At 58.8% G+C, this 20,966-nt stretch carries 18 protein-coding genes and 2 tRNA genes; 14 read left to right on the top strand and 6 right to left on the bottom strand.

Annotation, left to right across the window (positions count from 1 at the left end; all coding sequences use genetic code 11):
* The first annotated feature begins 22 nt into the window (after nt 1-22).
* Entirely contained in the window at nt 23-721 is a 699-nt protein-coding gene (locus KG088_RS12735; RefSeq protein ID WP_213825909.1) for a hypothetical protein, read from the top strand.
* On the opposite strand, the gene KG088_RS12730 is transcribed toward KG088_RS12735, so the two are convergent.
* Nucleotides 713-1,336: a TetR family transcriptional regulator gene (locus tag KG088_RS12730; RefSeq protein WP_213825908.1), complete on the bottom strand. Its 624-nt coding sequence runs from the start codon at nt 1,334-1,336 to the stop codon at nt 713-715. The two genes, KG088_RS12735 and KG088_RS12730, sit on opposite strands and share 9 nt — an antisense overlap.
* A gap of 155 nt (nt 1,337-1,491) precedes the next feature.
* Between KG088_RS12730 and KG088_RS12725 the strand changes: the two genes are divergently transcribed.
* The gene (locus KG088_RS12725; protein WP_213825907.1) at nt 1,492-2,523 is read left to right on the top strand and encodes a succinylglutamate desuccinylase/aspartoacylase family protein; all 1,032 of its coding nucleotides are present in this window, start codon (nt 1,492-1,494) and stop codon (nt 2,521-2,523) included.
* A gap of 13 nt (nt 2,524-2,536) precedes the next feature.
* On the opposite strand, the gene dusA is transcribed toward KG088_RS12725, so the two are convergent.
* The gene (gene dusA, locus KG088_RS12720) at nt 2,537-3,538 is read right to left on the bottom strand and encodes a tRNA dihydrouridine(20/20a) synthase DusA (protein WP_213825906.1); all 1,002 of its coding nucleotides are present in this window, start codon (nt 3,536-3,538) and stop codon (nt 2,537-2,539) included.
* Nucleotides 3,539-3,831: 293 nt separating this feature from the next.
* Between dusA and KG088_RS12715 the strand changes: the two genes are divergently transcribed.
* Nucleotides 3,832-4,152 carry a TraR/DksA family transcriptional regulator gene (locus tag KG088_RS12715; protein WP_213825905.1) on the top strand — a complete coding sequence of 107 codons (321 nt, stop codon included), beginning with the start codon at nt 3,832-3,834 and terminating at the stop codon, nt 4,150-4,152.
* A 77-nt stretch (nt 4,153-4,229) separates the two neighbouring features.
* A complete protein-coding gene (locus KG088_RS12710) occupies nt 4,230-4,820 on the top strand; it encodes a hypothetical protein (protein WP_213825904.1) in 591 nt (196 codons plus the stop codon).
* Nucleotides 4,821-4,827: 7 nt separating this feature from the next.
* Here KG088_RS12710 and KG088_RS12705 read toward each other — a convergent pair whose 3' ends face one another.
* Nucleotides 4,828-5,418 carry a helix-turn-helix domain-containing protein gene (locus KG088_RS12705; protein WP_213825903.1) on the bottom strand — a complete coding sequence of 197 codons (591 nt, stop codon included), beginning with the start codon at nt 5,416-5,418 and terminating at the stop codon, nt 4,828-4,830.
* Between the two features lie 144 nt (nt 5,419-5,562).
* Nucleotides 5,563-6,303, bottom strand: a complete 741-nt coding sequence (locus KG088_RS12700) for an SDR family NAD(P)-dependent oxidoreductase (RefSeq protein WP_213825902.1) — start codon at nt 6,301-6,303, stop codon at nt 5,563-5,565.
* A gap of 142 nt (nt 6,304-6,445) precedes the next feature.
* Here KG088_RS12700 and gltX point away from each other — a divergent pair, with 142 nt between their 5' ends.
* From gltX to KG088_RS12685, 3 genes are all read left to right on the top strand, one after another.
* Nucleotides 6,446-7,927: a glutamate--tRNA ligase gene (gene gltX, locus KG088_RS12695; RefSeq protein WP_213825901.1), complete on the top strand. Its 1,482-nt coding sequence runs from the start codon at nt 6,446-6,448 to the stop codon at nt 7,925-7,927.
* 83 nt (nt 7,928-8,010) lie between these two features.
* Nucleotides 8,011-8,086, top strand: a tRNA-Ala gene (locus KG088_RS12690).
* Nucleotides 8,087-8,109: 23 nt separating this feature from the next.
* Nucleotides 8,110-8,185 (top strand) — tRNA-Glu (locus KG088_RS12685).
* A gap of 511 nt (nt 8,186-8,696) precedes the next feature.
* Here the strand turns inward: KG088_RS12685 and KG088_RS12680 are convergent.
* Nucleotides 8,697-9,587, bottom strand: coding sequence for an NAD(P)-dependent oxidoreductase (locus KG088_RS12680; RefSeq protein WP_213825900.1), 891 nt, complete (start codon nt 9,585-9,587; stop codon nt 8,697-8,699).
* 124 nt (nt 9,588-9,711) lie between these two features.
* Nucleotides 9,712-10,998 carry a citrate synthase gene (gltA, locus tag KG088_RS12675; protein WP_213825899.1) on the bottom strand — a complete coding sequence of 429 codons (1,287 nt, stop codon included), beginning with the start codon at nt 10,996-10,998 and terminating at the stop codon, nt 9,712-9,714.
* 435 nt (nt 10,999-11,433) lie between these two features.
* Here gltA and sdhC point away from each other — a divergent pair, with 435 nt between their 5' ends.
* The 7 genes from sdhC to lpdA all read left to right on the top strand — a co-directional run bounded on the left by sdhC (nt 11,434) and on the right by lpdA (nt 20,843).
* Complete coding sequence (gene sdhC / locus KG088_RS12670) at nt 11,434-11,811, top strand: succinate dehydrogenase, cytochrome b556 subunit (RefSeq protein WP_213825898.1); 378 nt, start codon at nt 11,434-11,436, stop codon at nt 11,809-11,811.
* Entirely contained in the window at nt 11,805-12,152 is a 348-nt protein-coding gene (sdhD, locus tag KG088_RS12665; RefSeq protein ID WP_213825897.1) for a succinate dehydrogenase, hydrophobic membrane anchor protein, read from the top strand. The genes sdhC and sdhD overlap by 7 nt, the downstream gene beginning before the upstream one ends.
* A 3-nt stretch (nt 12,153-12,155) precedes the next feature.
* The gene (sdhA, locus tag KG088_RS12660) at nt 12,156-13,928 is read left to right on the top strand and encodes a succinate dehydrogenase flavoprotein subunit (protein WP_213825896.1); all 1,773 of its coding nucleotides are present in this window, start codon (nt 12,156-12,158) and stop codon (nt 13,926-13,928) included.
* Nucleotides 13,929-13,954: 26 nt separating this feature from the next.
* Entirely contained in the window at nt 13,955-14,665 is a 711-nt protein-coding gene (locus tag KG088_RS12655) for a succinate dehydrogenase iron-sulfur subunit (RefSeq protein WP_213825895.1), read from the top strand.
* Between the two features lie 220 nt (nt 14,666-14,885).
* Nucleotides 14,886-17,720: a 2-oxoglutarate dehydrogenase E1 component gene (locus KG088_RS12650; protein ID WP_213825894.1), complete on the top strand. Its 2,835-nt coding sequence runs from the start codon at nt 14,886-14,888 to the stop codon at nt 17,718-17,720.
* A gap of 39 nt (nt 17,721-17,759) precedes the next feature.
* Nucleotides 17,760-19,355: a 2-oxoglutarate dehydrogenase complex dihydrolipoyllysine-residue succinyltransferase gene (gene odhB, locus KG088_RS12645; RefSeq protein WP_213825893.1), complete on the top strand. Its 1,596-nt coding sequence runs from the start codon at nt 17,760-17,762 to the stop codon at nt 19,353-19,355.
* Between the two features lie 48 nt (nt 19,356-19,403).
* Nucleotides 19,404-20,843, top strand: a complete 1,440-nt coding sequence (lpdA, locus tag KG088_RS12640) for a dihydrolipoyl dehydrogenase (RefSeq protein ID WP_213825892.1) — start codon at nt 19,404-19,406, stop codon at nt 20,841-20,843.
* Nucleotides 20,844-20,966 lie beyond the last annotated feature (123 nt).

Raw genomic sequence — 20,966 nt, 5'->3', positions numbered from 1 at the left:
TAGCCGACAGGAGGAGCCCGCCATGGACATTATCCGTCAGATTTCCCTGAGTTTCCCGCTCGTCGTGTTTACCGCGCTGCTCGCCTTGGCGCTGGTCTACTGGTTGCTGGTGGCCTTGCATCTGGCCTCGGTGGAGCTCTTCGAGCATGACAGTCTCAAGCATGACCACATGGCAAGCACTCTGGTGACGCTGGGATTTGCCGGGGTGCCAGCATCTTTTGCGCTGACGGTGCTGTTTCTGGTGGCGGGGAGCATTACCCTCGCCTTGGAGTTGCTGATACTCCGCTGGTTACCGCTTGGGTTGTTTCGGATACCCGTGGGCATCGTGGTGCTATGGGGCGCGTTTGCGCTGGCCTCACCCTTGTCTGCAGCACTCTGCCACAGCTTGCACGGTCGCTTTCATCGACGCCCGCAGTTGTCTCGGCGTTGCCTGCTGGGTGAAAGGGTGGTCGTTACCTGTGAGGCGGATTCTCAAGGGTTTGCCTCGGCAGTACTGGCCGACGATGTGGGCTGCGAGGTCCGCCTGCACGGCAAGCAAGGCGCGATGCCGGTTGAGGGGGAGCGGCGTGTGCTGGTCAAGTATCTACCGGGAGAGCGCGCCTATCGAAGCGTGGCGGAGGCGGATTATCTGGATGCCCGCACACGGCTCAGTCGACTTCGCCTGGTCCAGAAGCATCAGGGGCCCCATTCGCTCAATGGTGGGCCGGCGGCGTCACATTGATTCCTGGTGGCGCATCAGCAGCAGCAGGCTATTGATCAGCATTTCACCGCGCTCTCGAATCGAGAACTGGTCGGGGTTACGCAGCCAGTCGTGGAAAAGTCCTCCGAGCGTTGCCTGGAGCAGTTCAGTGGCAATAGCCGGCGATATGCTCGTTTGCATCAAACCCATCTCGTGTGCCTTGGAAAAGCGCTCGAACAGCGATTCACGACACTCTTGCGTCAGCTCGTTCTGCATGGCGATGGGGTCGATATCGCTGAAGAACTCGCAACGATGAATGAGGATCGAGTGGACACGCCGGTAACGAGGCTGTTCCAGCCGAGTGAAACCGTGCAGGCAGGCCAGGCGGATGGCGTCCAGGGGAGAGTCCAGCACTACTGGGTCCTCTATCTCATCGATGAGCTCCTGGAAGGGCATGCGAACTCGCTCGAGCAGCGCGTGAAAAAGATCCGCCTTGTTACGAAAATGCCAATAAATCGCACCACGCGTCATACCGGCGTGGCGGGCGATCTGTTCCAGCGAGGTTCGTGCCACGCCCTTGTCGAAGAAGACGTCTTCGGCTGCATCGAGCAAGGCTTCACGGGTCGCAGCGGCTTCGGCCTTGGTGCGTCTGGCCATCCAGGCACAGCCTCCAGATAGGGGGGTTTAGGCAATTCTACCTTAACAGTCGGCAATTTACATTCATGAATGTATGGTTGTTAGGGTCGTCATACAGGGGTATTACGCGTATAAAAACGAATTGAAAACGCCGTTTTGTTACAGGAAGCTCCTGCATGGCTCGATCCTCGTTTGAACTCGCCGGTGTCCGAGTGGCGCCCGGTAGCCGCATCCAGATCGATGTACCCGTCGCACGCCTTTATACGCATGCACCGCTCCATATACCCGTTGAGGTGGTTCACGGTCGTCAGGCCGGGCCGCTGCTGCTGGTTTGCGGGGGCATCCATGGTGATGAAATCAATAGTGTCGAGATCGTGCGTCGTCTGCTTCGCTCACGCCAATTGCAGGGTCTGCGCGGCACGCTTATCGCCTCACCGATCGTCAATGTATTCGGCTTCGTACAGCACAGTCGTTATCTGCCCGACAGACGCGATCTCAATCGCTGCTTTCCCGGCAGCGAGTCGGGGTCCCTGGGTGGTCGTGTGGCGGCGTTGTTTCGCGAGCAGATCGTCGATCAGGCCAGTCATATCATCGACCTGCATACGGGGGCGATACACCGCACCAACCTGCCGCAGATACGCGCCCAGCTGAGCCCTGGTGGCGAAACCGAGCGCATGGCCAACGCCTTTGGCGCGCCGGTGATTCTCAATGCCGAGCTTCGTGAGGGCAGCTTACGCCACTACGCACAGAACCGTGGCATTCCCGTCCTCACTTACGAGGCCGGCGAGGCATTGCGCTTCGATGAGTGGGCGATTACGCCGGGCGTGCGCGGTGTCCTGCGGGTGATGCGCCGGCTTGGCATGCTTTCGGGGGAGCAGCGTCGCCGCCCCCCGTCGCCGGCGGAGATCGCCAATGGCTCAAGCTGGGCTCGTGCCCCTATCGACGGCATCATGCGGCCTCAGGTGCGCCTTGGGGCTCGTGTCGCCAAGCATGAGCTGCTGGGCCGTGTGGCCGATCCGTTCGGCAATGCCGAGGGGGAAGTCAGATCCATGGCCGATGGTATCGTCATTGGCATGAGCCGATTGCCATTGGCCAACGAAGGGGAAGCGTTGTTTCACATCGCTCGCTTCGATGCCATCGAGGAGGCGGAGAATGCGGTGGAGAGCTTCCAGTCGAGCCTTGAGCCACCGTCTGGTTCGCTCTACTGATGACGAATCCGACTTAGCCGACCGGCTCGGGTTCGTGCTCATGCTGCGGGACCAATGCCAGGGCATCATCGAAAACCGCGAGACCGGCTCCGTTGAGATGGGCATTCTCCGAGAGGTGCCGGCGAAAGCGGCGCCCGCCCGGCTGGCCCTGAAACAGGCCCATCAGGTGACGCGTGACGTGGTTGAGCTTGGCCCCTTGCTCGAGGCGGCGCGCGATGTAGGGGCGAAAAGCGGCAGCTGCGGCGTGTCGATTGCTTGCCGGCCCGGGTATGCCGAAGAATGCCTCATCCACCCCGGCCAGTAGCCATGGGTTCTGGTAAGCCTCTCGGCCGATCATCACGCTGTCAACGTGATCGAGCTGTTCGCGGCATGCTCCCAAGGAGCTGATGCCGCCGTTGATGCCGATGTGCAGCTCGGGTCGGCTCGCTTTCAAGCGATGAACGCGTTCGCGATTGAGCGGGGGTACGTCACGATTCTGCTTGGGTGACAATCCTTCGAGCCAGGCCTTGCGGGCATGCAGGATAAAGACCTGGCAGCCGGCATCCGCCACTGTGGCGATGAAGCGTTCCAGATCCCTGTCTTCGTCCTGGTCGTCGATACCGATGCGACATTTTACGGTCACCGGAATCGAGACCGCCTCACGCATGGCGCTAACTGCGGCGGCAACCTTGCCAGGATGAGCCATCAGACAGGCGCCGATCAGATTGTTCTGCACACGGTCACTAGGGCAGCCCACGTTGAGGTTGATCTCGTCGTAGCCCCACTCTTCGGCGATGGCGGCGCACTCGGCAAGCTCGCCAGCGTCACTGCCGCCGAGCTGCAATGCCAAGGGGTGCTCCTCATCGCTATACCCCAGAAAACGCTCGCGAGGGCGTCCATGCAGGATGGCTCCTGTCGTGACCATTTCGGTGTACAGCAACGCACGACGGGTCAGGGTCCTGGCGAATACGCGGTAGTCGCGTGTCGTCCAGTCCATCATCGGCGCCACGGAAAAGGTGCGGTCGAGCTCAAGCATGGGCATCACAGGGTTATGCGAAAGGCCAGCATTCTAGCAGCCGGAGGCTATCGCTGCCCATCGCCACTGAGGTGGATTCACGCAGCGGCCTGGCACGGCTGATTCGTAGCTGACTGGCGCCACGCATGAGTGCTAGCCATGGGGACGATTCAAAAGCCCGACTGATAAGCTACGCCTTCATGGTTAGGGAGCATGGACTTTTATGGGTAAAAAAACGTTTTTCATGAGCCAACAGGAATAAGCCAACTGTGACTGCCTTGTCTACAATATGAGGAGTTAAACGAGGAGGTGTCATGCAGGAAAGAAAGTTGCTACTGGACAACATGCGATTTGACTTGATGGAAAGGCTCGATCGTTACCGGGCACATAAGCAACGCAAGGATGGCCCTCTGGACAAGGATATGGAGGAGCAGGCCGTCGAAACCCAGAACGACGATGTGGTCGATTCGCTGGAAAAAGAGGCGGAAGACGAGTTGCGCCAAGTGTTGCATGCGCTTGAGCGTATCGACGCGGGTGAGGGCGATATCTGCGCGGTGTGCGAGGAGCCGATAGCGCCGGCACGTCTGGATGCCTTGCCCTATACAACACTCTGCCGAGAATGTGCTGAAGGCTGAGCCTTGGCCAGCGTAAGACGCCGTGCCGCGAGCGATGATAGGCTGTAGCACTTCATCTATCCGACGCGAGGGTCCGTATGACCGCCTGGTATCGACGAGTGGGTATCCTGCTGCTGGTCACCCTGGTTACCGCCTGCAGCGGAGGTGATGATGGCGAGACCAGCACACTCGAGTCGGACGAGGCATCGCAAGTATCCAGCCGCAGCGAGACAGTGCCTGAAAATCCCCCGCTAGAGCCAATGCAGACCCCAGTGGAGATCGACTTCACGGCACTGCTTCTCGAGGATCGCCGTCTGATGGTGGAGGGCGAGAGCAATCTTCCCCCCGGTGCCCAGCTCGAGGTCATCGTGGAACGCGAACGCAGCGGAGTGCGCTGGCGCTCCCGCACCGATATGGGCGAAGGGAGTTTTTCTGCCGGACCCTTTGGCCCGGGCAGTGGCCTGGCCGATGGAGGTTATCTTATCAGCGTGCAGCTAACCGAGTCTGCCGTGCAACCCAAGGCGGTGCGTGAACAAATTGGCGAGCAGGGCCAGCATTTGAGTGGGCCGTTGGTCCGTACCTCGCGACATGGTCTGGGCAAGGTGGCAGGCCATGCGCAGCGTTTCATGGTGGGCGACGAGCCGAGACGAACCCATGATCAGGTGAACGTGGTTGAGATGGAGGAGTGACCCCGGATCATAATGGGTGCGCTTGCCAGCGAGCTACTAGCTTACCCAGCAGGCGACAATCCTGCGAAAAGGCGGTGACCTCAGCATCATGCTCACCTTCGAATTGGAGTTCCCCGCTATTATTCTGGCTGACCTGACGAACCAGGTGGCTGCCGCCCATTTCTATCAGATAGAGGCCAGCGCGACGAAACTCCTCGGTAGGGGCGATGGCGACAAGATCGCCTTCTCGCAAAAATTCGAAGCTCTCTCCCGGCGCCGGAGTCATCAGGTAACAGCTTCCCTCCCATTGCTGCGCCGGTACGAGTTCGAATGGCAGCTCGATCGGTTTGGCGGTCGGGTCCTGCCAAGGGGCTGGCGGACGCCGGTGCAAGTATAGCGGAGCCGCAACGTGCTTCTGACTACCTTCTATCAGACTTGACAGGGGGCATTCCAATGCCTTTGCCAGCGCAACCAGACGCTCGTGACCAATCTGTTTGATGGCGCCTGACTCCCAATAAGAGATAGTGACATCGGATACGCCAACCCTCCGTGCCAGAGCCGCCTTGTTGAGCTTAGCCTCTAATCGTAGCGCCTTGATACGAGGGCCTAACGAATCCATTGCTTCATCCTGTCAATAATTAATGCGGTTGATGATGATCAGCGATTAGCACTAACGGTGCAATATCGCGCATAAACGTAGTTTCTCGAGACACTCCCATGGCCCCCCTTCTTTTGGATTTTCTGGGGGACACTTTTGTCTTCTTCACCACGGCACTGGTTTCCCTGCCCAATCTAGAAAGAGGCCGCTCTCCTGCTTGGGGAGTTTATCCAGTACTGCCAGTAGTCGTTCAGCAACGAAGCTAGGCGTGAACAGCTTTCCCTCCGGGACCCGCTCCTGGAAGGGCAGTGATAGAGCAGTATCGGTGGTGCCCGGGTGCAAACAGACCACCGTCATCTCTGGATTGAGGCGGCGCAGTTCCACAGCGGCGGTCTTCATCAGCATGTTGTGAGCAGCCTTGCTGGCGCGATAGGCGTACCAGCCTCCGAGATGGTTGTCGCCGATGGACCCGACTCGCGCGGAAAGACTGGCGAAAAGGGCTGTATGCCGACCCTTGAAGTTGCCTTCTAGTGCCTTGAGAAGCAAGGCAGGGGTAATCGCGTTGATGTGGAACAGTCTTGTCATGGCCTCGGCGTCGAGGTCGGCGAGTTTCTTTTCAGGGGCAATGCCGGAATCGACGTCGTGGAGTATACCGATAGCGTTGAATACAAAATGCAAGGGTCGACCTTCGAGGTGGCTTTCGAGTGCTGCTAGCCCATCGGTTTGACCAACGTCAAGCACCAGCGACTCGAAGCGGGGATCGGGGTGTGACGTTTTCTGACGGCTGACACCCACGACGCTGCCAGGCCGCTCGCTCGCCAGTACGGCATCAGTCACGGCTCGGCCAATACCGCCTGATGCACCAATGACCAGGGCGGAAAAACCATCGGGAAGCTGATTCAGCATGAGATTCCTTGTGGAAATTTTTACCTTCAGGAAGCATCGACCACGGGCTTGCAGAATGATTCCCTGCCGGTACGGCTGCTTGGCCTCCCTCAGGGGCGTATAATCGTCGCCAAACTCTTTTTGCTGACAGGACTAGGACGACATGACAGTACGCACGCGAATCGCGCCGTCACCTACCGGCGATCCCCATGTGGGGACTGCCTATATTGCCTTGTTCAATCTGTGCTTCGCTCGCCAGTTTGGCGGTCAGTTCATCCTGCGAATCGAGGATACTGACCGCGTGCGTTCGACCCACGAGTCCGAGCAGATGATCTTCGATTCGCTGCGTTGGCTAGGCCTGGAGTGGGACGAAGGGCCTGATGTGGGCGGTCCTCACGGCCCTTATCGCCAAAGCGAGCGGGGCGAGATATATGCTGAATATGCCCAGCAGTTGATCGACTCGGGGAATGCTTTCAAGTGTTATCGGACCGCAGAAGAGCTCGATGAACTGCGCGAGGCGCGCAAATCGGCCGGCGTGCATCAGGCACTCAAGCCTGCTGACCTGGCATTGTCTGCCGATGAAGCCGCACGCCGCGAGAGGCAGGGCTGGCCTTGCGTGGTACGCATGAAAGTGCCAAGCGACGGGACTTGCGTCATCGATGACATGTTACGCGGTCCGATCGAAATGGAATGGGGTCAGGTTGACGCCCAGATATTGCTCAAATCGGATGGCATGCCGACCTATCACTTGGCGAACGTAATCGACGATCACCTCATGGGTATCACCCACGTACTGCGCGGAGAGGAATGGATCAACTCTGCACCGAAGCACCAATTGCTCTACGACTATTTTGGCTGGCAGATGCCGATGCTTTGCCATATGCCGTTGCTTCGCAATCCCGACAAGTCGAAGCTCTCGAAGCGCAAGAATCCCACGTCCATCAACTACTATCGGCGTATGGGTTACTTGCCCCAGGCGGTGACCAACTACTTGGGGCGCATGGGGTGGTCGATGCCCGATGAGCGTGAGAAATTCAGTCTCGACGAGATGATGGCCGATTTCGACATTCAGCGGGTATCGCTTGGTGGTCCGGTATTCGATCTGGAAAAGCTTACCTGGCTCAACGGTGTGTATATTCGCGAGGATCTCGATGACCGCGGCTTGCTAAAGGCCTTGATCGAGTGGGCCTTCAATGAAGCCTACGTGAACAAGATTCTTCCCGAGGTACGCCCCCGAGTCGAAACGCTGTCAGACGTGCTGCCGCTGGCCGGGCACTTCTTTGTCGGACTGCCGGGCATCGACGAAGACAGCTTTGCGGATATCCAGTTGGATCACGACACATTGCTTAAATTGCTGCAGTTTCTGGTGTGGCGCTTCGAAACCCTGCCGACCTGGCACAAGGAGGTGCTACTGGCGGAGGTCAAGTTGCTGGCGGCTCACTTCGACCTCAAGATGAAGGCATTCCTGGCACCGGTCTTCGTCGCAATTACCGGTTCCTCTTCAAGTACCTCGGTAATGGACGCCATGGCCATCCTGGGTTCTGACATGACTCGTGCGCGTCTACGTCACGCCATTGAGGTGCTGGGAGGCATCTCCAAGAAGCAGGCCAAGCGCTTCGAGAAAGAGTTTCGAGAACTCAAATAGGATAGGAAAAGGGTGCTTTCCTGTTGACGAAGTCGGGGGTCGTCGGTAACATGCGCCTCGTCTTCAGGAAACGCATGATTTTTGGGGCCTTAGCTCAGCTGGGAGAGCGCAACACTGGCAGTGTTGAGGTCAGCGGTTCGATCCCGCTAGGCTCCACCAATCCAAGTTTCCGCTGCGACAGCGTCCCATTCGTCTAGTGGTCCAGGACACCGCCCTTTCACGGCGGTAACAGGGGTTCGAACCCCCTATGGGACGCCATTCTCGCTTCAATCTATCGCTAGCCTCCGCAATGGCGCCGATCTGGCGCTTTTTTTCGCGTTTGTATGCTTTGTTAACGTCTCGTATCGCTAGCGGTTGATTTGCATTTTCTGTCTGGTTTTTGGCCATTTTTGGCTTGACATCCTCTGACTTGTCCACGTGTCCCGCTTTCTTATCTGCGCTACGGACCTTTCGTGCGCAACTCTGCGCGGTTGCTGGGTTTTGAAAAAAGTTAAGTTAAATCAGTCGCTTACATTAGATCAAATTTTGACCAATCTAAGCGCTCCCCGCTGTTCATGGCGATTCAAGGACGTTTTCGAGTGGTTGTGAACAGGGTTATCCACAGAATGTGTGGAAAACGCCTGATGTCCTTGATAATGAGTCATATCCTTCTGCGTAATGACTAAATTCGTTCTTGCGAATAAGTCAAAAATGTGAGCAATGAAATCATTAGCCAGGCTGTGTTGGCGACACCCGAGGTCGTCACGGCAAGCGGCGATGCAAGAAGTCATCACGCCTTTCCGAAAGCACGCAGGCGGCGCAGCAATGAGGAGGTGTCCCAGCGACCGCCTTCCATGGCTTGCACGTCGGCATAGAACTGGTCAACCAATGCGGTAACCGGCAGCCTGGCCTGAAGTTGGCGGGCCTGGTCCAGGCAAATGCCCAGATCCTTGCGCATCCAGTTGACGGCAAAACCATGTTCATACTCGTCGCCGATCATGGTCTGGTGGCGATTTTCCATTTGCCATGAGCCGGCCGCACCCTTTGAAATCACCTCGATCACTCGCTTCTGATCGAGTCCCGCCTGCTCGGCAAAATGCAGGCCTTCGGCCAATCCCTGCACCAGTCCGGCGATGCAAATCTGGTTGACCATCTTGGTCAGTTGACCGCTACCGGCAGCGCCCATCAATGTTACGGCCTTGCCATAATGGCTGAGCAGCGGCTTCACGCGGGCGAAGTCGGGGTCGCTACCACCACACATGATGGTCAGAGCGCCGTTCTCGGCACCCTGCTGGCCGCCGGACACGGGGGCGTCGACAAACCCGATGTCTCGTTCACGACACGCCACGTCAAGTGACTCGGCGAGTTCAGCAGACGCGGTGGTATGGTCGACCAGTAGGCTGCCTGCTGCCATGCCGGCCAGTGCGCCTTCCGGTCCAGTGGTGACCTCGCGGACATCGTCGTCGTTGCCCACGCAGACCAACACCAGATTGGCACTCTCGGCGGCCTCGCGGGGGGTGGGATGATGGCTGCCGCCATGCTCCTGGCTCCATGCCTGCGCCTTGGCAGCCGTGCGGTTATAGACGCGTACGTTCAGCCCTTGCCTGGCAAGGTGACCGGCTATCGGATACCCCATGACGCCAAGGCCGATAAAGGCTACTGTCGAGATCGTGTGGCTCATCGTAATGCTCCTGAATTGCAGGGTGATAAGGGATATCGTCGTTTGGTTTTCATGACAGAGACCAAAAGGCCGCCCGTGGGCGGCCTTTCATAACGGCCCCTCGGGCCTGGCATGCACTGCCATCTTAACGGGTAGGATAGTCGCGCTGATCATGCCCGATGTACAGCTGGCGTGGGCGACCAATCTTGTAGCTGTCGCTTATCATTTCATGCCAGTGGGAAATCCAGCCGATGGTACGCGATACCGCGAAGATCACCGTAAACATGTTCTTCGGGATACCCATGGCCTTGAGGATGATGCCGGAGTAGAAGTCCACGTTCGGGTAGAGTTTGCGCTCGATGAAGTAGTTGTCCTCCAGGGCGATCTGCTCTAGGCGCTTGGCGATCTTGAGCTGCGGATCATCGGCCATGCCCAGCTCGGCCAGTACTTCGTCGCAGGTTTCTTTCATCACCTTGGCGCGCGGGTCGAAATTTCGATAGACGCGGTGGCCGAAGCCCATCAGCTTGAAGTTGTCGTCCTTGTCCTTGGCCTTGTCGATGTAGCGCTGGATGTTCTCTTCCGAATCGTCGCCGATCTCGTCGAGCATGTTCAGCACCGCTTCGTTGGCGCCGCCATGAGCCGGACCCCACAGCGCCGCGATGCCGGCACTGATGCAGGCGAAAGGATTGGCGCCGGTAGAGCCGGCCAGTCGCACCGTGGAGGTGGAGGCGTTCTGCTCGTGGTCGGCGTGAAGCATGAAGATGCGGTCCATGGCCTTGGCGTAGACCGGATTGATCTTGTACTCCTCGCAGGGGTTGCTGAACATCATGTAGAGAAAATTCTCCGCATAGTTCAGATTGTTGCGCGGGTAGTTGAACGGCTGGCCGATGTTGTACTTGTAGGACATCGCCGCGATGGTGGGCATCTTGGCGATCAGGCGGATCGCGCTGATCTCGCGATCCTCCTGCACGGTAATGTCCAGGTGGTCATGGTAGAAAGCCGCCAGGCCACCGACCACGCCGCAAAGGATCGACATCGGATGAGCGTCGCGGCGGAAGCCCTTGAAGAAGTTGTTGATCTGGTCGTGGACCATGGTGTGGTTGCTGATGCGGCTCTCGAAATCTGCATACTGGGCATCGTCTGGTAGCTCGCCGAACATCAGCAGGTAGCACAGCTCGACGAAGTTGGATTCCTTGGCGAGCTGGTCGATGGGGTAGCCGCGGTGCAACAGCACGCCCTTGCCACCGTCAATATAGGTGATGGCGGATTGGCAAGAGGAGGTGGCCATGAAGCCTGGGTCGTAGGTGAAGAGGCCTTCTGCCCCCAAGCTGCGTACGTCAATGACGTCGGGGCCCAGGGCGCCGGAGTAGACCGGCAGCTCGATCGGCTTATCCAGACCGTCTACCGTCAGCGTCGCTTTCCTGTCAGCCATGAGTGGCCTCCTGTCGAGTTTAAGATGGGGCGAGGAATAGTTTCATTGCTACACAAGCCGGGAAAAGATTTGCCCACTATAGAAGCGTCCCAGCGATTGTCAATTAGCCCATCGCCAGCCGTCTATTGTACATGGTATTTTTTTGTGTAAAGGTTTTGATGAGAAAATGGTGCTATGCACCATGGGGGTGCGGTTTGAGGGCGCATCGTCGATGGCAAGCCGCCTCAGGCCGCTCCTTGCCACTACACGAAGGTCTAGTTTTTCTGCAGCTCATTTGTCAGGAGGCGGTCATGTCCCTATAATCTTTTACCGCGTGACTGGCAGGAAATGGCGGCCTCGCAGCAGTCGGTAGGCCGATCCCCTTCCCGAAACCACCACCCGCTCGGGCGATCTCCAAATAGACCAGGAGCGGGTCAAGAGAGTGTGTATAGAGCCGTGAATAGCAAACGACCCGTAAACCTCGATCTCTCCACGATACAGTTTCCCCTTCCCGCCCTGACCTCGATTGCTCACCGAATCACCGGTGTCATTCTTTTCGTCGGTCTCATCTTTGCCTTCTGGGCACTCGACAAGTCCCTGTCTTCGCCAGCGGGCTTCGAGGCAGTGAGTGATGCCTTGGCTCACAATATTCTCGCCAAATTGGTTGCCTGGGGGCTGCTCTCGGCCTTGTCATTCCATCTCGTGGCAGGGATCAAGCATCTATTGATGGATGTCAATATCGGGGTGACGCTTGAAGGCGGCGTAAAGAAGGCACAGATCACCGTGATCGTAAGTGCCGTACTGATCATTCTGGCGGGAGTCTGGGTATGGTAACCAATATCACAAGCTTCGGACGCAGCGGCCTGTCCGACTGGCTAATTCAACGTGCCTCGGCCATCGTTCTGGCGCTCTACACGTTTTTCATTGTTGCCTACCTGCTGCTGAATCCCAATCTAGACTACATGACCTGGCACGGACTCTTTGCCCAGACATGGATGCGCATTTTCTCGCTGCTGGCCTTCGTGTCGTTGGCGGCTCACGCCTGGATCGGATTGTGGACCGTGACCACCGACTATCTCAAGGGGACGGCCATTCGTGTTGGCGTCCAGACTTTCATTATCCTGGCCATCTTCGTGTTCCTGGTCTGGGGCATCCAAGTTCTCTGGGGAGCCTGATTCATGTCCAATCTGCGTAGCCTATCCTTCGATGCCATCATCATCGGTGGTGGAGGCGCCGGCATGCGTGCCGCTCTCGAACTCGCCAAGTCCGGCAAGAAGACCGCCGTGTTGTCAAAGGTTTTCCCGACCCGCTCGCACACCGTGTCTGCCCAGGGGGGTATCACCTGTGCCATTGCCTCGTCCGACCCAGACGATGATTGGCGCTGGCACATGTACGACACCGTCAAGGGCGGCGACTATATCGCCGACCAGGATGCGGCCGAGTACATGTGTTCCGAAGGGCCCAAGGCGGTCTTCGAGCTCGAGCACATGGGGCTGCCGTTCTCCCGCTTCGACAACGGCCGGATCTACCAGCGTCCCTTCGGTGGGCAGTCCAAGAATTTCGGCGAGGGTGGCCAGGCGGCGCGGACCTGCGCGGCTGCCGACCGAACCGGCCATGCCCTGCTGCATACGCTCTATCAGAACAACCTGAAAAATAACACGACCTTCCTCAACGAGTGGTACGCCGTTGATCTGGTGAAGAACGCCAACGGTGACGTGGTCGGCTGCATCGCCATGGACATCGAGACCGGTGAAGTGGTGCACGTGAAGTCCAAGGCCACGGTGTTGGCGACCGGCGGGGCCGGGCGTATCTATGCCTCCACCACCAATGCCCTGATCAATACCGGCGATGGAATCGGTATGGCGTTGCGTGCTGGCTTCCCCATGCAGGACATGGAGATGTGGCAGTTCCACCCGACCGGCATCTATGGCGCCGGCACACTGGTGACCGAAGGTTGTCGTGGAGAGGGCGGTTATCTGATCAACAAGGACGGCGAGCGCTTCATGGAGCGCTATGCGCCCAATGCCAAGGATCTCGCCGGCCGCGATGTGGTAGCGCGCTCCATGGTCATGGAGATCCTCGAAGGTCGTGGCTGCGGGGAACATGGCGATCACGTCTTCCTCAAGCTCGATCACTTGGGCGATGACGTGCTGGGCAAGCGCCTTCCGGGCATCGTCGAGCTGTCCAAGACCTTCGCGCATGTTGATCCTGCCAGCGAGCCGATCCCGGTCGTCCCGACCTGTCACTACATGATGGGCGGTATCCCTACCAACGTGCATGGTCAGGCGATCATGCAGGACGGCGATGGCAAGGACCGGATCGTCAATGGTCTCTTCGCCTGCGGGGAAGCAGCCTGCGTATCGGTGCATGGTGCCAACCGTCTGGGCGGCAACTCGCTGCTCGACCTGGTGGTCTTCGGGCGTGCCGCCGGCATGTTCATTGAGGGCGCGCTCAACGAGGGCGTCGACTATCTCGACGCCAGCGAATCCGATATCGCCACTGCGATGAAGCGCATGAGCCGCTGGAACGAGTCCGGCGATGGCGAGTCGGTGCCCGCGCTCAAGCGCGAACTGCAGGCCATCATGCAGAACTCCTTCGGTGTCTTCCGTGAGGAAGAAAATATGCAGAAGGGCGTCAGGCAGCTGGAAGAGCTACGTGCTCGCATTGGTAATGCCTACCTCCCGGACAAGTCCAATGCCTTCAACACCGCACGGGTCGAGGCGCTGGAACTCGACAACCTGATGGAAGTCGCCGAAGCCACTGCCATTGCGGCACTCGATCGCAAGGAGAGCCGTGGCGCGCATTCCCGCTACGATTATCCGGATCGTGACGACGTCAACTGGCTCAAGCATTCTCTCTACTTCCCACTCGAGAAACGGGTTGGCAAGCGTGATGTCAACTTCGCGCCCAAGACGGTCGATACCTTCGAGCCGAAAATCCGCACCTACTAACGCCGTAGAGACGAGAAGGAGTCACGATGTCCACACTTCAGGTATCCATTTACCGCTACAATCCGGAAACCGACTCTGCGCCCTACATGCAGGAATTCCAAGTCGACACCCACGGGCGTGACCTCATGGTGCTCGATGTCCTGCATCTGATGAAGGAGCAGGATAGCGGCCTGGCGTTTCGTCGCAGTTGCCGCGAAGGCGTCTGCGGTTCCGACGGCATGAACATGAACGGCAAGAACGGCCTGGGATGCATTACGCCGCTCTCCGAGGTGGTCAAGGGCAACAAGCTGGTGCTGCGTCCGCTGCCGGGCCTGCCGGTGATTCGCGATCTGGTGGTCGACATGGGGCTGTTCTACAAGCAGTACGAACGCATTCAACCTTATCTGCTGAACAGCGACCCCGAGCCAGCAATAGAGCGACTGCAGTCGCCGGAAGATCGCGACAAGCTGGATGGCCTCTATGAATGCATTCTATGTGCCTGTTGCTCTACGGCATGCCCGTCGTTCTGGTGGAACCCGGAAAAGTTCGTGGGTCCGGCTGGGCTCCTTCAGTCTTATCGTTTCCTGGCGGACTCACGCGACACTGCCACCGCCGAGCGCCTGGCAGCGCTTGAAGATCCGTTCTCCGTGTTTCGCTGTCGTGGCATCATGAACTGCGTGGCGGTATGTCCCAAGGGGCTCAATCCGACACGCGCCATCGGCAAGATTCGCGAGATGTTGCTGGCCGATGCCACTTAAATAGCAGCGCGCAGCTTGTTATCATGGTGATCGGCATCGTGCTGCGACATTGCGTCGCAGCAATGACCCGGCAGAATAGCGAAAGAGAGCCGGTGCCCAAGGCACCGGCTTTCGACCATAGGATTTAAGGTGTCCGCCCACCGGTAGGGCATCACTGATGTCGCCGCTGCCGAATGGTGGTGACGGCGATACCACCCCATCAGTGCAGGGTGACCGAGACATGGAACAAGGCATAATGGAGTTGATGTGGCGTACCTCTCACGTAAGTGGTGGCAACGCTCACTATGTAGAAGCGCTCTTTGATCAGTACCTCGAAGACCCCGACACTGTCCCCGATGAGTGGCGACATTATTTCGATCAGTTGCCACGCCCCGAGGGCAGCCCTTCCCGCGACGTTCCGCTTGCCCCGATCCGCGACGAGTTCTATCAGTTGGGGCGCCAGCGGCGCACTGCCCAGGCAACAGCCTCCGTCGACAGTGGAGAGAACAAGAAGCAGGTCAAGGTTCTCCAGCTGATCAATGCGTATCGCTTTCGCGGACACCAGAAGGCCGACATCGACCCACTCGGCCTGCGAAGCCCGACCCCCGTACCCGACCTCGATCTTTCCTTTCATCAGCTTTCAAAAGCCGACCTGGATAATGAATTCCAGACCGGCTCCTTCTTCATGGGCCTGGATAAGGCGCCACTTAAGGAGATCATCGAAGCCCTCGAGCATACCTACTGTCGCTCGATCGGCTGCGAGATCATGCACATCGTCGATACCGAGGAGAAGCGTTGGCTGCAGCAACGTTTCGAATCGGTACGTTCCGCGCCAAAGTTCAGCGATGATGTGCGTACGCATGTGCTCGAACGCCTGACCGCGGCCGAAGGTCTGGAAACTTACCTCGCGTCCAAGTATCCGGGTACCAAGCGGTTCGGTCTCGAGGGTGGAGAAAGCTTCATTCCGATGATGGACGAACTGATTCAGCGCAGTGGCGGCTACGGAACGAAGGAAGTTGTCATCGGTATGGCCCACCGCGGTCGTCTCAACCTGCTGGTCAACATCCTAGGCAAGAACCCATCCGAGTTGATCGACGAATTCGATGGCAAGAAAGTCATCGAGCGGGGATCTGGTGACGTCAAGTACCATCAAGGCTTCAGTTCCAACGTCATGAGCCCTGGCGGCGAAGTCCATCTGGCGATGTCGTTCAATCCTTCTCACTTGGAGATTGTGGCGCCGGTCGTGGTGGGCTCGGTGCGTGCCCGCCAGGACCGGCGCGACGATCCCGCGGGTGACAAGGTATTGCCGATCAACGTCCACGGCGATGCCTCGTTCGCCGGTCAGGGCGTGGTGATGGAAACCTTTCAGATGTCCCAGACCCGTGCCTACCAGACGGGCGGCACGGTGCATATCATCATCAATAATCAGATCGGTTTCACCACCTCGCACCCGAAGGATACGCGTTCGACCGAATACTGCACCGACATCGCCAAGATGGTTCAAGCGCCGATCTTCCACGTCAACGGCGACGATCCCGACGCCGTGTTGCACACGACCCAGGTGGCGCTCGATTATCGGCATCAGTTCAAGCGTGATGTGGTTATCGATCTGGTCTGCTACCGCCGTCGTGGCCACAATGAGGCGGACGAGCCGTCCGGCACTCAGCCGATGATGTATCGCAAGATCAAGGATCATCCTTCCGCCCGCACGCTGTATGCAAAGCGCCTGGTAGAGCAGGGTGTGCTCTCCGAAGAGGCAGCCAAAGGCCTGATCGAGAAATACCGTGACGATCTCACGGCCGGCAACCACGTCGCCAATGCGCTGGTACAGCAGCCCAACACCTCGCTGTTCGTCGATTGGACGCCGTACCTGGGTCATGAATGGGTGGGCGACGCCGATACCAGCTTCGACATGAAGCGCCTGCAGTTGCTGGCAGCGAAGATGTGTGACGTTCCCGATGGTATCGAGGTTCAGCGTCAAGTCGCCAAGATCTACGAAGATCGCCGCAAGATGCAGGCCGGGGGCCTATCCCTCAACTGGGGTTTTGCCGAGACCCTGGCCTACGCGACGCTGCTCGACCAGGGACATCCCATTCGGCTTACTGGACAGGATGTTGGCCGCGGTACCTTTTCGCATCGCCATGCGGTGATTCACAACCAGAAGAATGGCGATGCGTACGTGCCGCTCCAGTACATGGCCGACGGACAGCCACGCTTTACCATCCATGACTCCTTTCTCTCGGAAGAGGCGGTATTGGCGTTCGAATACGGCTATGCCACCACCATGCCCAATGCATTGATCATCTGGGAGGCCCAGTTCGGGGATTTCTTCAACGGCGCCCAGGTGGTGGTGGACCAGTTCATTTCTTCCGGCGAGACGAAGTGGGGTCGCCTGTGCGGACTGACGATGCTGTTGCCGCATGGCTACGAAGGACAAGGCCCTGAGCATTCTTCCGCGCGCCTGGAGCGGTTCCTGCAGATGTCTGCTGAACAGAATATGCAGGTTTGCGTACCGACCACGCCCGCACAGATTTTCCATCTGCTGCGTCGCCAGGTCATCCGCCCGCTGAGAAAACCCCTCATCGTGATGTCCCCCAAGAGCCTGCTGCGCCATAAGGATGCCACCTCGTCACTGGAAGACCTAGCTCACGGCAAGTTCGACATGGTGCTTCCCGATCAGGGTGAGCGGGATGCCGCCAAGGTCGAACGCATCATCCTGTGTGCCGGCAAGGTCTATTATGACCTGGCGAACTGGCGCGAGGAGAATGGCCGGGACGATGTGGCGATCCTGCGCATCGAACAGCTTTATCCGTTTCCCAAGGAAACGCTCTTCGAGGCCATCAGGGACTTTACCAATGTCGACACCGTCATATGGTGCCAGGAAGAACCGCAGAATCAGGGCGCCTGGTATTCCAGCCAGCATCACATGAGGGCGGTCATCGACGAACTGCGTGAAGGACTGGGGCGCGACCTGAAGTTCGCCGGCCGCCCCGCTTCGGCGGCACCCGCAGCGGGCTACATGTCCGTGCATACTGAACAGCAGCGCCAGCTGGTGGAAGATGCCTTCAATCTCTGAGGCGCTTCACCGGAACGAGAGAATACACAAGGAAACGACATGGCTACCGACATCAAGGCACCCTCCTTCCCGGAATCCGTTGCCGAAGGCACCGTTGCCGCCTGGCATAAAAAGCCTGGCGACAGCGTCGAGCGAGACGAGCTGATCGTCGAGATCGAGACCGACAAGGTGGTGCTCGAGGTGGTGGCGCCGGAAGCTGGCACTCTCGCCGAGGTACTTGCAGAGGAGGGCGAGAGCGTAGAATCCGAGCAGGTGCTGGGTCGGCTCGGTGACGCGGACGCCCAGGGGGGAGACGACGCCAAGAAGTCCGACGCCAAGTCCAGCAAGAAAAAGACTGACGAGTCTACGCCTACCCAGGACAAGCCGGCACCAGCCTCGGCCAGTGGCGGAAAGCAGCATGAGGTCAAGGCACCTAGTTTTCCCGAGTCGATTCAGGAAGGCACCGTGGCCAGCTGGCAGAGGCAGGTTGGTGACGCGGTCAAGCGCGATGAAGTTCTGGCCGAGATCGAGACAGACAAGGTGGTGCTGGAAGTCGTCGCACCCGCTGATGGCTCTCTGTCCGAGATCAAGGCTGAGGAAGGCAGTCAGGTCACCTCCGAGCAGGTGCTGGCAACCTTCACCGAGGGTGCTGGCGGCGAGGCCGAGCCGGCAGGTGATGCCGGCGGGGATAAGGCCCCAGCATCGGCTGACGATGGTGCCAGCGACGAGCGGGTCGGCGACAAGACCCTCGCCCCGGCCGCCCGTAGGATGGTGGCCGAGAATGATCTCGACGTGAGCAAGATCGAAGGCACTGGCAAGGGTGGTCGTATCCTCAAGGAGGACGTGCAGAAGGCCATCAAGGAGGGTACTGCCAAGAAGGCGTCTAAACCTGCCGGTGGCGCCAAGCCAGGCGATGCGGTCAAGCAGGCCGCGGCAACACCGGCTGTCGAAGGCGAGCGTCCCGAAAAGCGGGTGCCGATGAGCCGGCTGCGTCAGACCATCGCCAAGCGCCTGGTGCAGGCCCAGCAGACCGCCGCCATGCTGACCACCTATAACGAGGTCGACATGGGTGCGGTGATGGACCTGCGTGCCCAGTACAAGGACACCTTCCTCAAGACTCACGACACTAAACTGGGTTTCATGGGGTTCTTCGTCAAGGCGGCGTCCGAGGCGCTCAAGCGCTTCCCCGACGTCAACGCCTCCATCGACGGTACCGACATCGTCTACCATGGCTATCAGGATATCGGGGTGGCGGTTTCCACCGACCGTGGCCTGGTGGTCCCGGTACTGCGCGATACCGACAGCATGAAGATCGCCGACGTCGAAAAGGGCATTGTTGATTTCGGCAAGCGCGCCCGTGACGGCAAGCTCGGCATCGACGAGATGCAGGGCGGCACCTTTACCATCACCAATGGCGGTATCTTCGGCTCGTTGATGTCCACGCCGATCATCAATCCGCCGCAGACCGCCATTCTGGGTATGCACAAGATTCAGGAACGTCCCATGGCGGTGAACGGCAAGGTGGAGATTCGTCCGATGATGTATCTCGCCGTTTCATACGACCACCGCATGATCGATGGCAAGGACGCCGTGCAGTTCCTGGTGACTATCAAGGAATTGCTCGAGGATCCGGCGCGCCTGCTGCTGGACGTCTAAGCGCTTCACCCCACGGAATTCAACGCGAACCGATCAAAGGAAATCCTCATGGCCGACAAGTTTGATGTGATCGTCATCGGTGCAGGCCCCGGCGGCTACGTTGCAGCTATCCGAGCCGCCCAGTTGGGTCTCAAGACCGCTTGCGTCGAGAAGTGGATCGGCAAGGAGGGCAAAGTGGTGCATGGCGGGACTTGCCTGAACGTGGGTTGTATCCCTTCCAAGGCACTGCTCGAGGCCTCCCACAAGTTCGTCGAGGCCAAGCACGACTTCGATGGCCTGGGCATCCAGGCCGGCGACGTGACGATGGACGTCAAGAAGATGATGGCCCGCAAGGACACCATTGTGAAGAACTTGACCGGGGGCATCTCTGGTCTGTTCAAGGCCAATGGGGTGACCGCCATCGAGGGCACCGGTAAGGTGACCTCCTCGAAGCAGGTCGAGGTGACCGACAAGGACGGCAAGACGGCGACCCATGAGGCCGATAACATTGTCATTGCCGCTGGCTCGGTTCCCATCGAGATCCCCCCGACCCCTCTGGTCGAGGGAATGGTCGTGGATTCTGCCGGTGCCCTGGAATTTCAGGAGGTACCCAAGCGCCTTGGGGTGATCGGTGCCGGCATCATAGGCCTGGAATTAGGCAGCGTGTGGAATCGCCTAGGCAGTGAAGTCACCATGCTTGAGGCATTGGATGACTTCCTTCCCATGGTCGACAGCGCCATTGCCAAGGAGACCCAGAAACTGCTCAAGAAGCAGGGTCTGGATATCCGCATGGGCAGCCGCGTCACGGGATCCGAGGTGAAGGGCAAGGAAATTGTCGTCAAGTTCACCGACAGCAAAGGTGAGCAGGAAATTACCTTCGACAAGTTGATCGTCTGTGTGGGCCGCAAGCCTTACACCAAGGGCGTCGTCGCAGACGGAATTGGCGTTGATCTGGATGAGCGTGGCTTCATCCATGTCGACGACCACTGCCGTACCAGCGTGCCGGGCGTCTATGCCATCGGTGACTGCGTGCGCGGCCAGATGCTGGCCCATAAGGCCTCGGAAGAGGGCATCATGGTCGCGGACATCATTGCCGGCCACAAGGCCGAGATGAACTACGACGCCATCCCCAGCGTCATCTACACTTTCCCTGAGGTGGCCTGGGTGGGCATGAATGAGCAGGAGGCCAAGGCCGCCGGGATCGAGGTCAAGACGGGTGCCTTTCCCTTTGCCGCCAGCGGCCGCGCCATGGCCAACAACGCCACCGAGGGCCAGGCCAAGATCATTGCCGACGCCGAGACCGATCGCGTGCTGGGTATGCACATCGTTGGCCAGCATGCCGGTGAGATGATCGCCCAGGGCGTGATCGCACTGGAGTTCGGCTCCAGTGCCGAGGATCTGGCGCTGACCTGCTATGCCCACCCAACGATGTCTGAGGCAGTGCATGAGGCGGCGCTCGCCGTGGAAGGCCATGCGATCCATATGGCCAATCGCAAGAAGAAAAAGTAAAGACAACAAGCGCCACCTACGGGTGGCGCCTCGTTTCCGGCCTAGTATCGGAAACGGACGGGGGTGACCCAAGCGTAACGCCTGATAGGGGGAGCTTGCGGTCATCGTTCGAGTCACATGCAA

It is taken from the genome of Halomonas jincaotanensis, from assembly GCF_018448785.1.
Taxonomy (GTDB): Bacteria; Pseudomonadota; Gammaproteobacteria; order Pseudomonadales; family Halomonadaceae; genus Halomonas; species Halomonas jincaotanensis.
The sequence above is the reverse complement of the archived record's forward strand: the minus strand, read 5'-3'. Positions and strand labels throughout refer to the sequence as shown.

What these genes read in the sequence shown, in the direction of transcription:
- KG088_RS12735 (WP_213825909.1), top strand. Translation starts at nt 23, where the DNA reads ATGGACATTATCCGTCAGATTTCCCTGAGTTTCCCGCTCGTCGTGTTT.
- KG088_RS12730 (WP_213825908.1), bottom strand. Translation starts at nt 1,336, where the DNA reads ATGGCCAGACGCACCAAGGCCGAAGCCGCTGCGACCCGTGAAGCCTTG.
- KG088_RS12725 (WP_213825907.1), top strand. Translation starts at nt 1,492, where the DNA reads ATGGCTCGATCCTCGTTTGAACTCGCCGGTGTCCGAGTGGCGCCCGGT.
- dusA (WP_213825906.1), bottom strand. Translation starts at nt 3,538, where the DNA reads ATGCTTGAGCTCGACCGCACCTTTTCCGTGGCGCCGATGATGGACTGG.
- KG088_RS12715 (WP_213825905.1), top strand. Translation starts at nt 3,832, where the DNA reads ATGCAGGAAAGAAAGTTGCTACTGGACAACATGCGATTTGACTTGATG.
- KG088_RS12710 (WP_213825904.1), top strand. Translation starts at nt 4,230, where the DNA reads ATGACCGCCTGGTATCGACGAGTGGGTATCCTGCTGCTGGTCACCCTG.
- KG088_RS12705 (WP_213825903.1), bottom strand. Translation starts at nt 5,418, where the DNA reads ATGGATTCGTTAGGCCCTCGTATCAAGGCGCTACGATTAGAGGCTAAG.
- KG088_RS12700 (WP_213825902.1), bottom strand. Translation starts at nt 6,303, where the DNA reads ATGCTGAATCAGCTTCCCGATGGTTTTTCCGCCCTGGTCATTGGTGCA.
- gltX (WP_213825901.1), top strand. Translation starts at nt 6,446, where the DNA reads ATGACAGTACGCACGCGAATCGCGCCGTCACCTACCGGCGATCCCCAT.
- KG088_RS12680 (WP_213825900.1), bottom strand. Translation starts at nt 9,587, where the DNA reads ATGAGCCACACGATCTCGACAGTAGCCTTTATCGGCCTTGGCGTCATG.
- gltA (WP_213825899.1), bottom strand. Translation starts at nt 10,998, where the DNA reads ATGGCTGACAGGAAAGCGACGCTGACGGTAGACGGTCTGGATAAGCCG.
- sdhD (WP_213825897.1), top strand. Translation starts at nt 11,805, where the DNA reads ATGGTAACCAATATCACAAGCTTCGGACGCAGCGGCCTGTCCGACTGG.
- sdhA (WP_213825896.1), top strand. Translation starts at nt 12,156, where the DNA reads ATGTCCAATCTGCGTAGCCTATCCTTCGATGCCATCATCATCGGTGGT.
- KG088_RS12655 (WP_213825895.1), top strand. Translation starts at nt 13,955, where the DNA reads ATGTCCACACTTCAGGTATCCATTTACCGCTACAATCCGGAAACCGAC.
- KG088_RS12650 (WP_213825894.1), top strand. Translation starts at nt 14,886, where the DNA reads ATGGAACAAGGCATAATGGAGTTGATGTGGCGTACCTCTCACGTAAGT.
- odhB (WP_213825893.1), top strand. Translation starts at nt 17,760, where the DNA reads ATGGCTACCGACATCAAGGCACCCTCCTTCCCGGAATCCGTTGCCGAA.
- lpdA (WP_213825892.1), top strand. Translation starts at nt 19,404, where the DNA reads ATGGCCGACAAGTTTGATGTGATCGTCATCGGTGCAGGCCCCGGCGGC.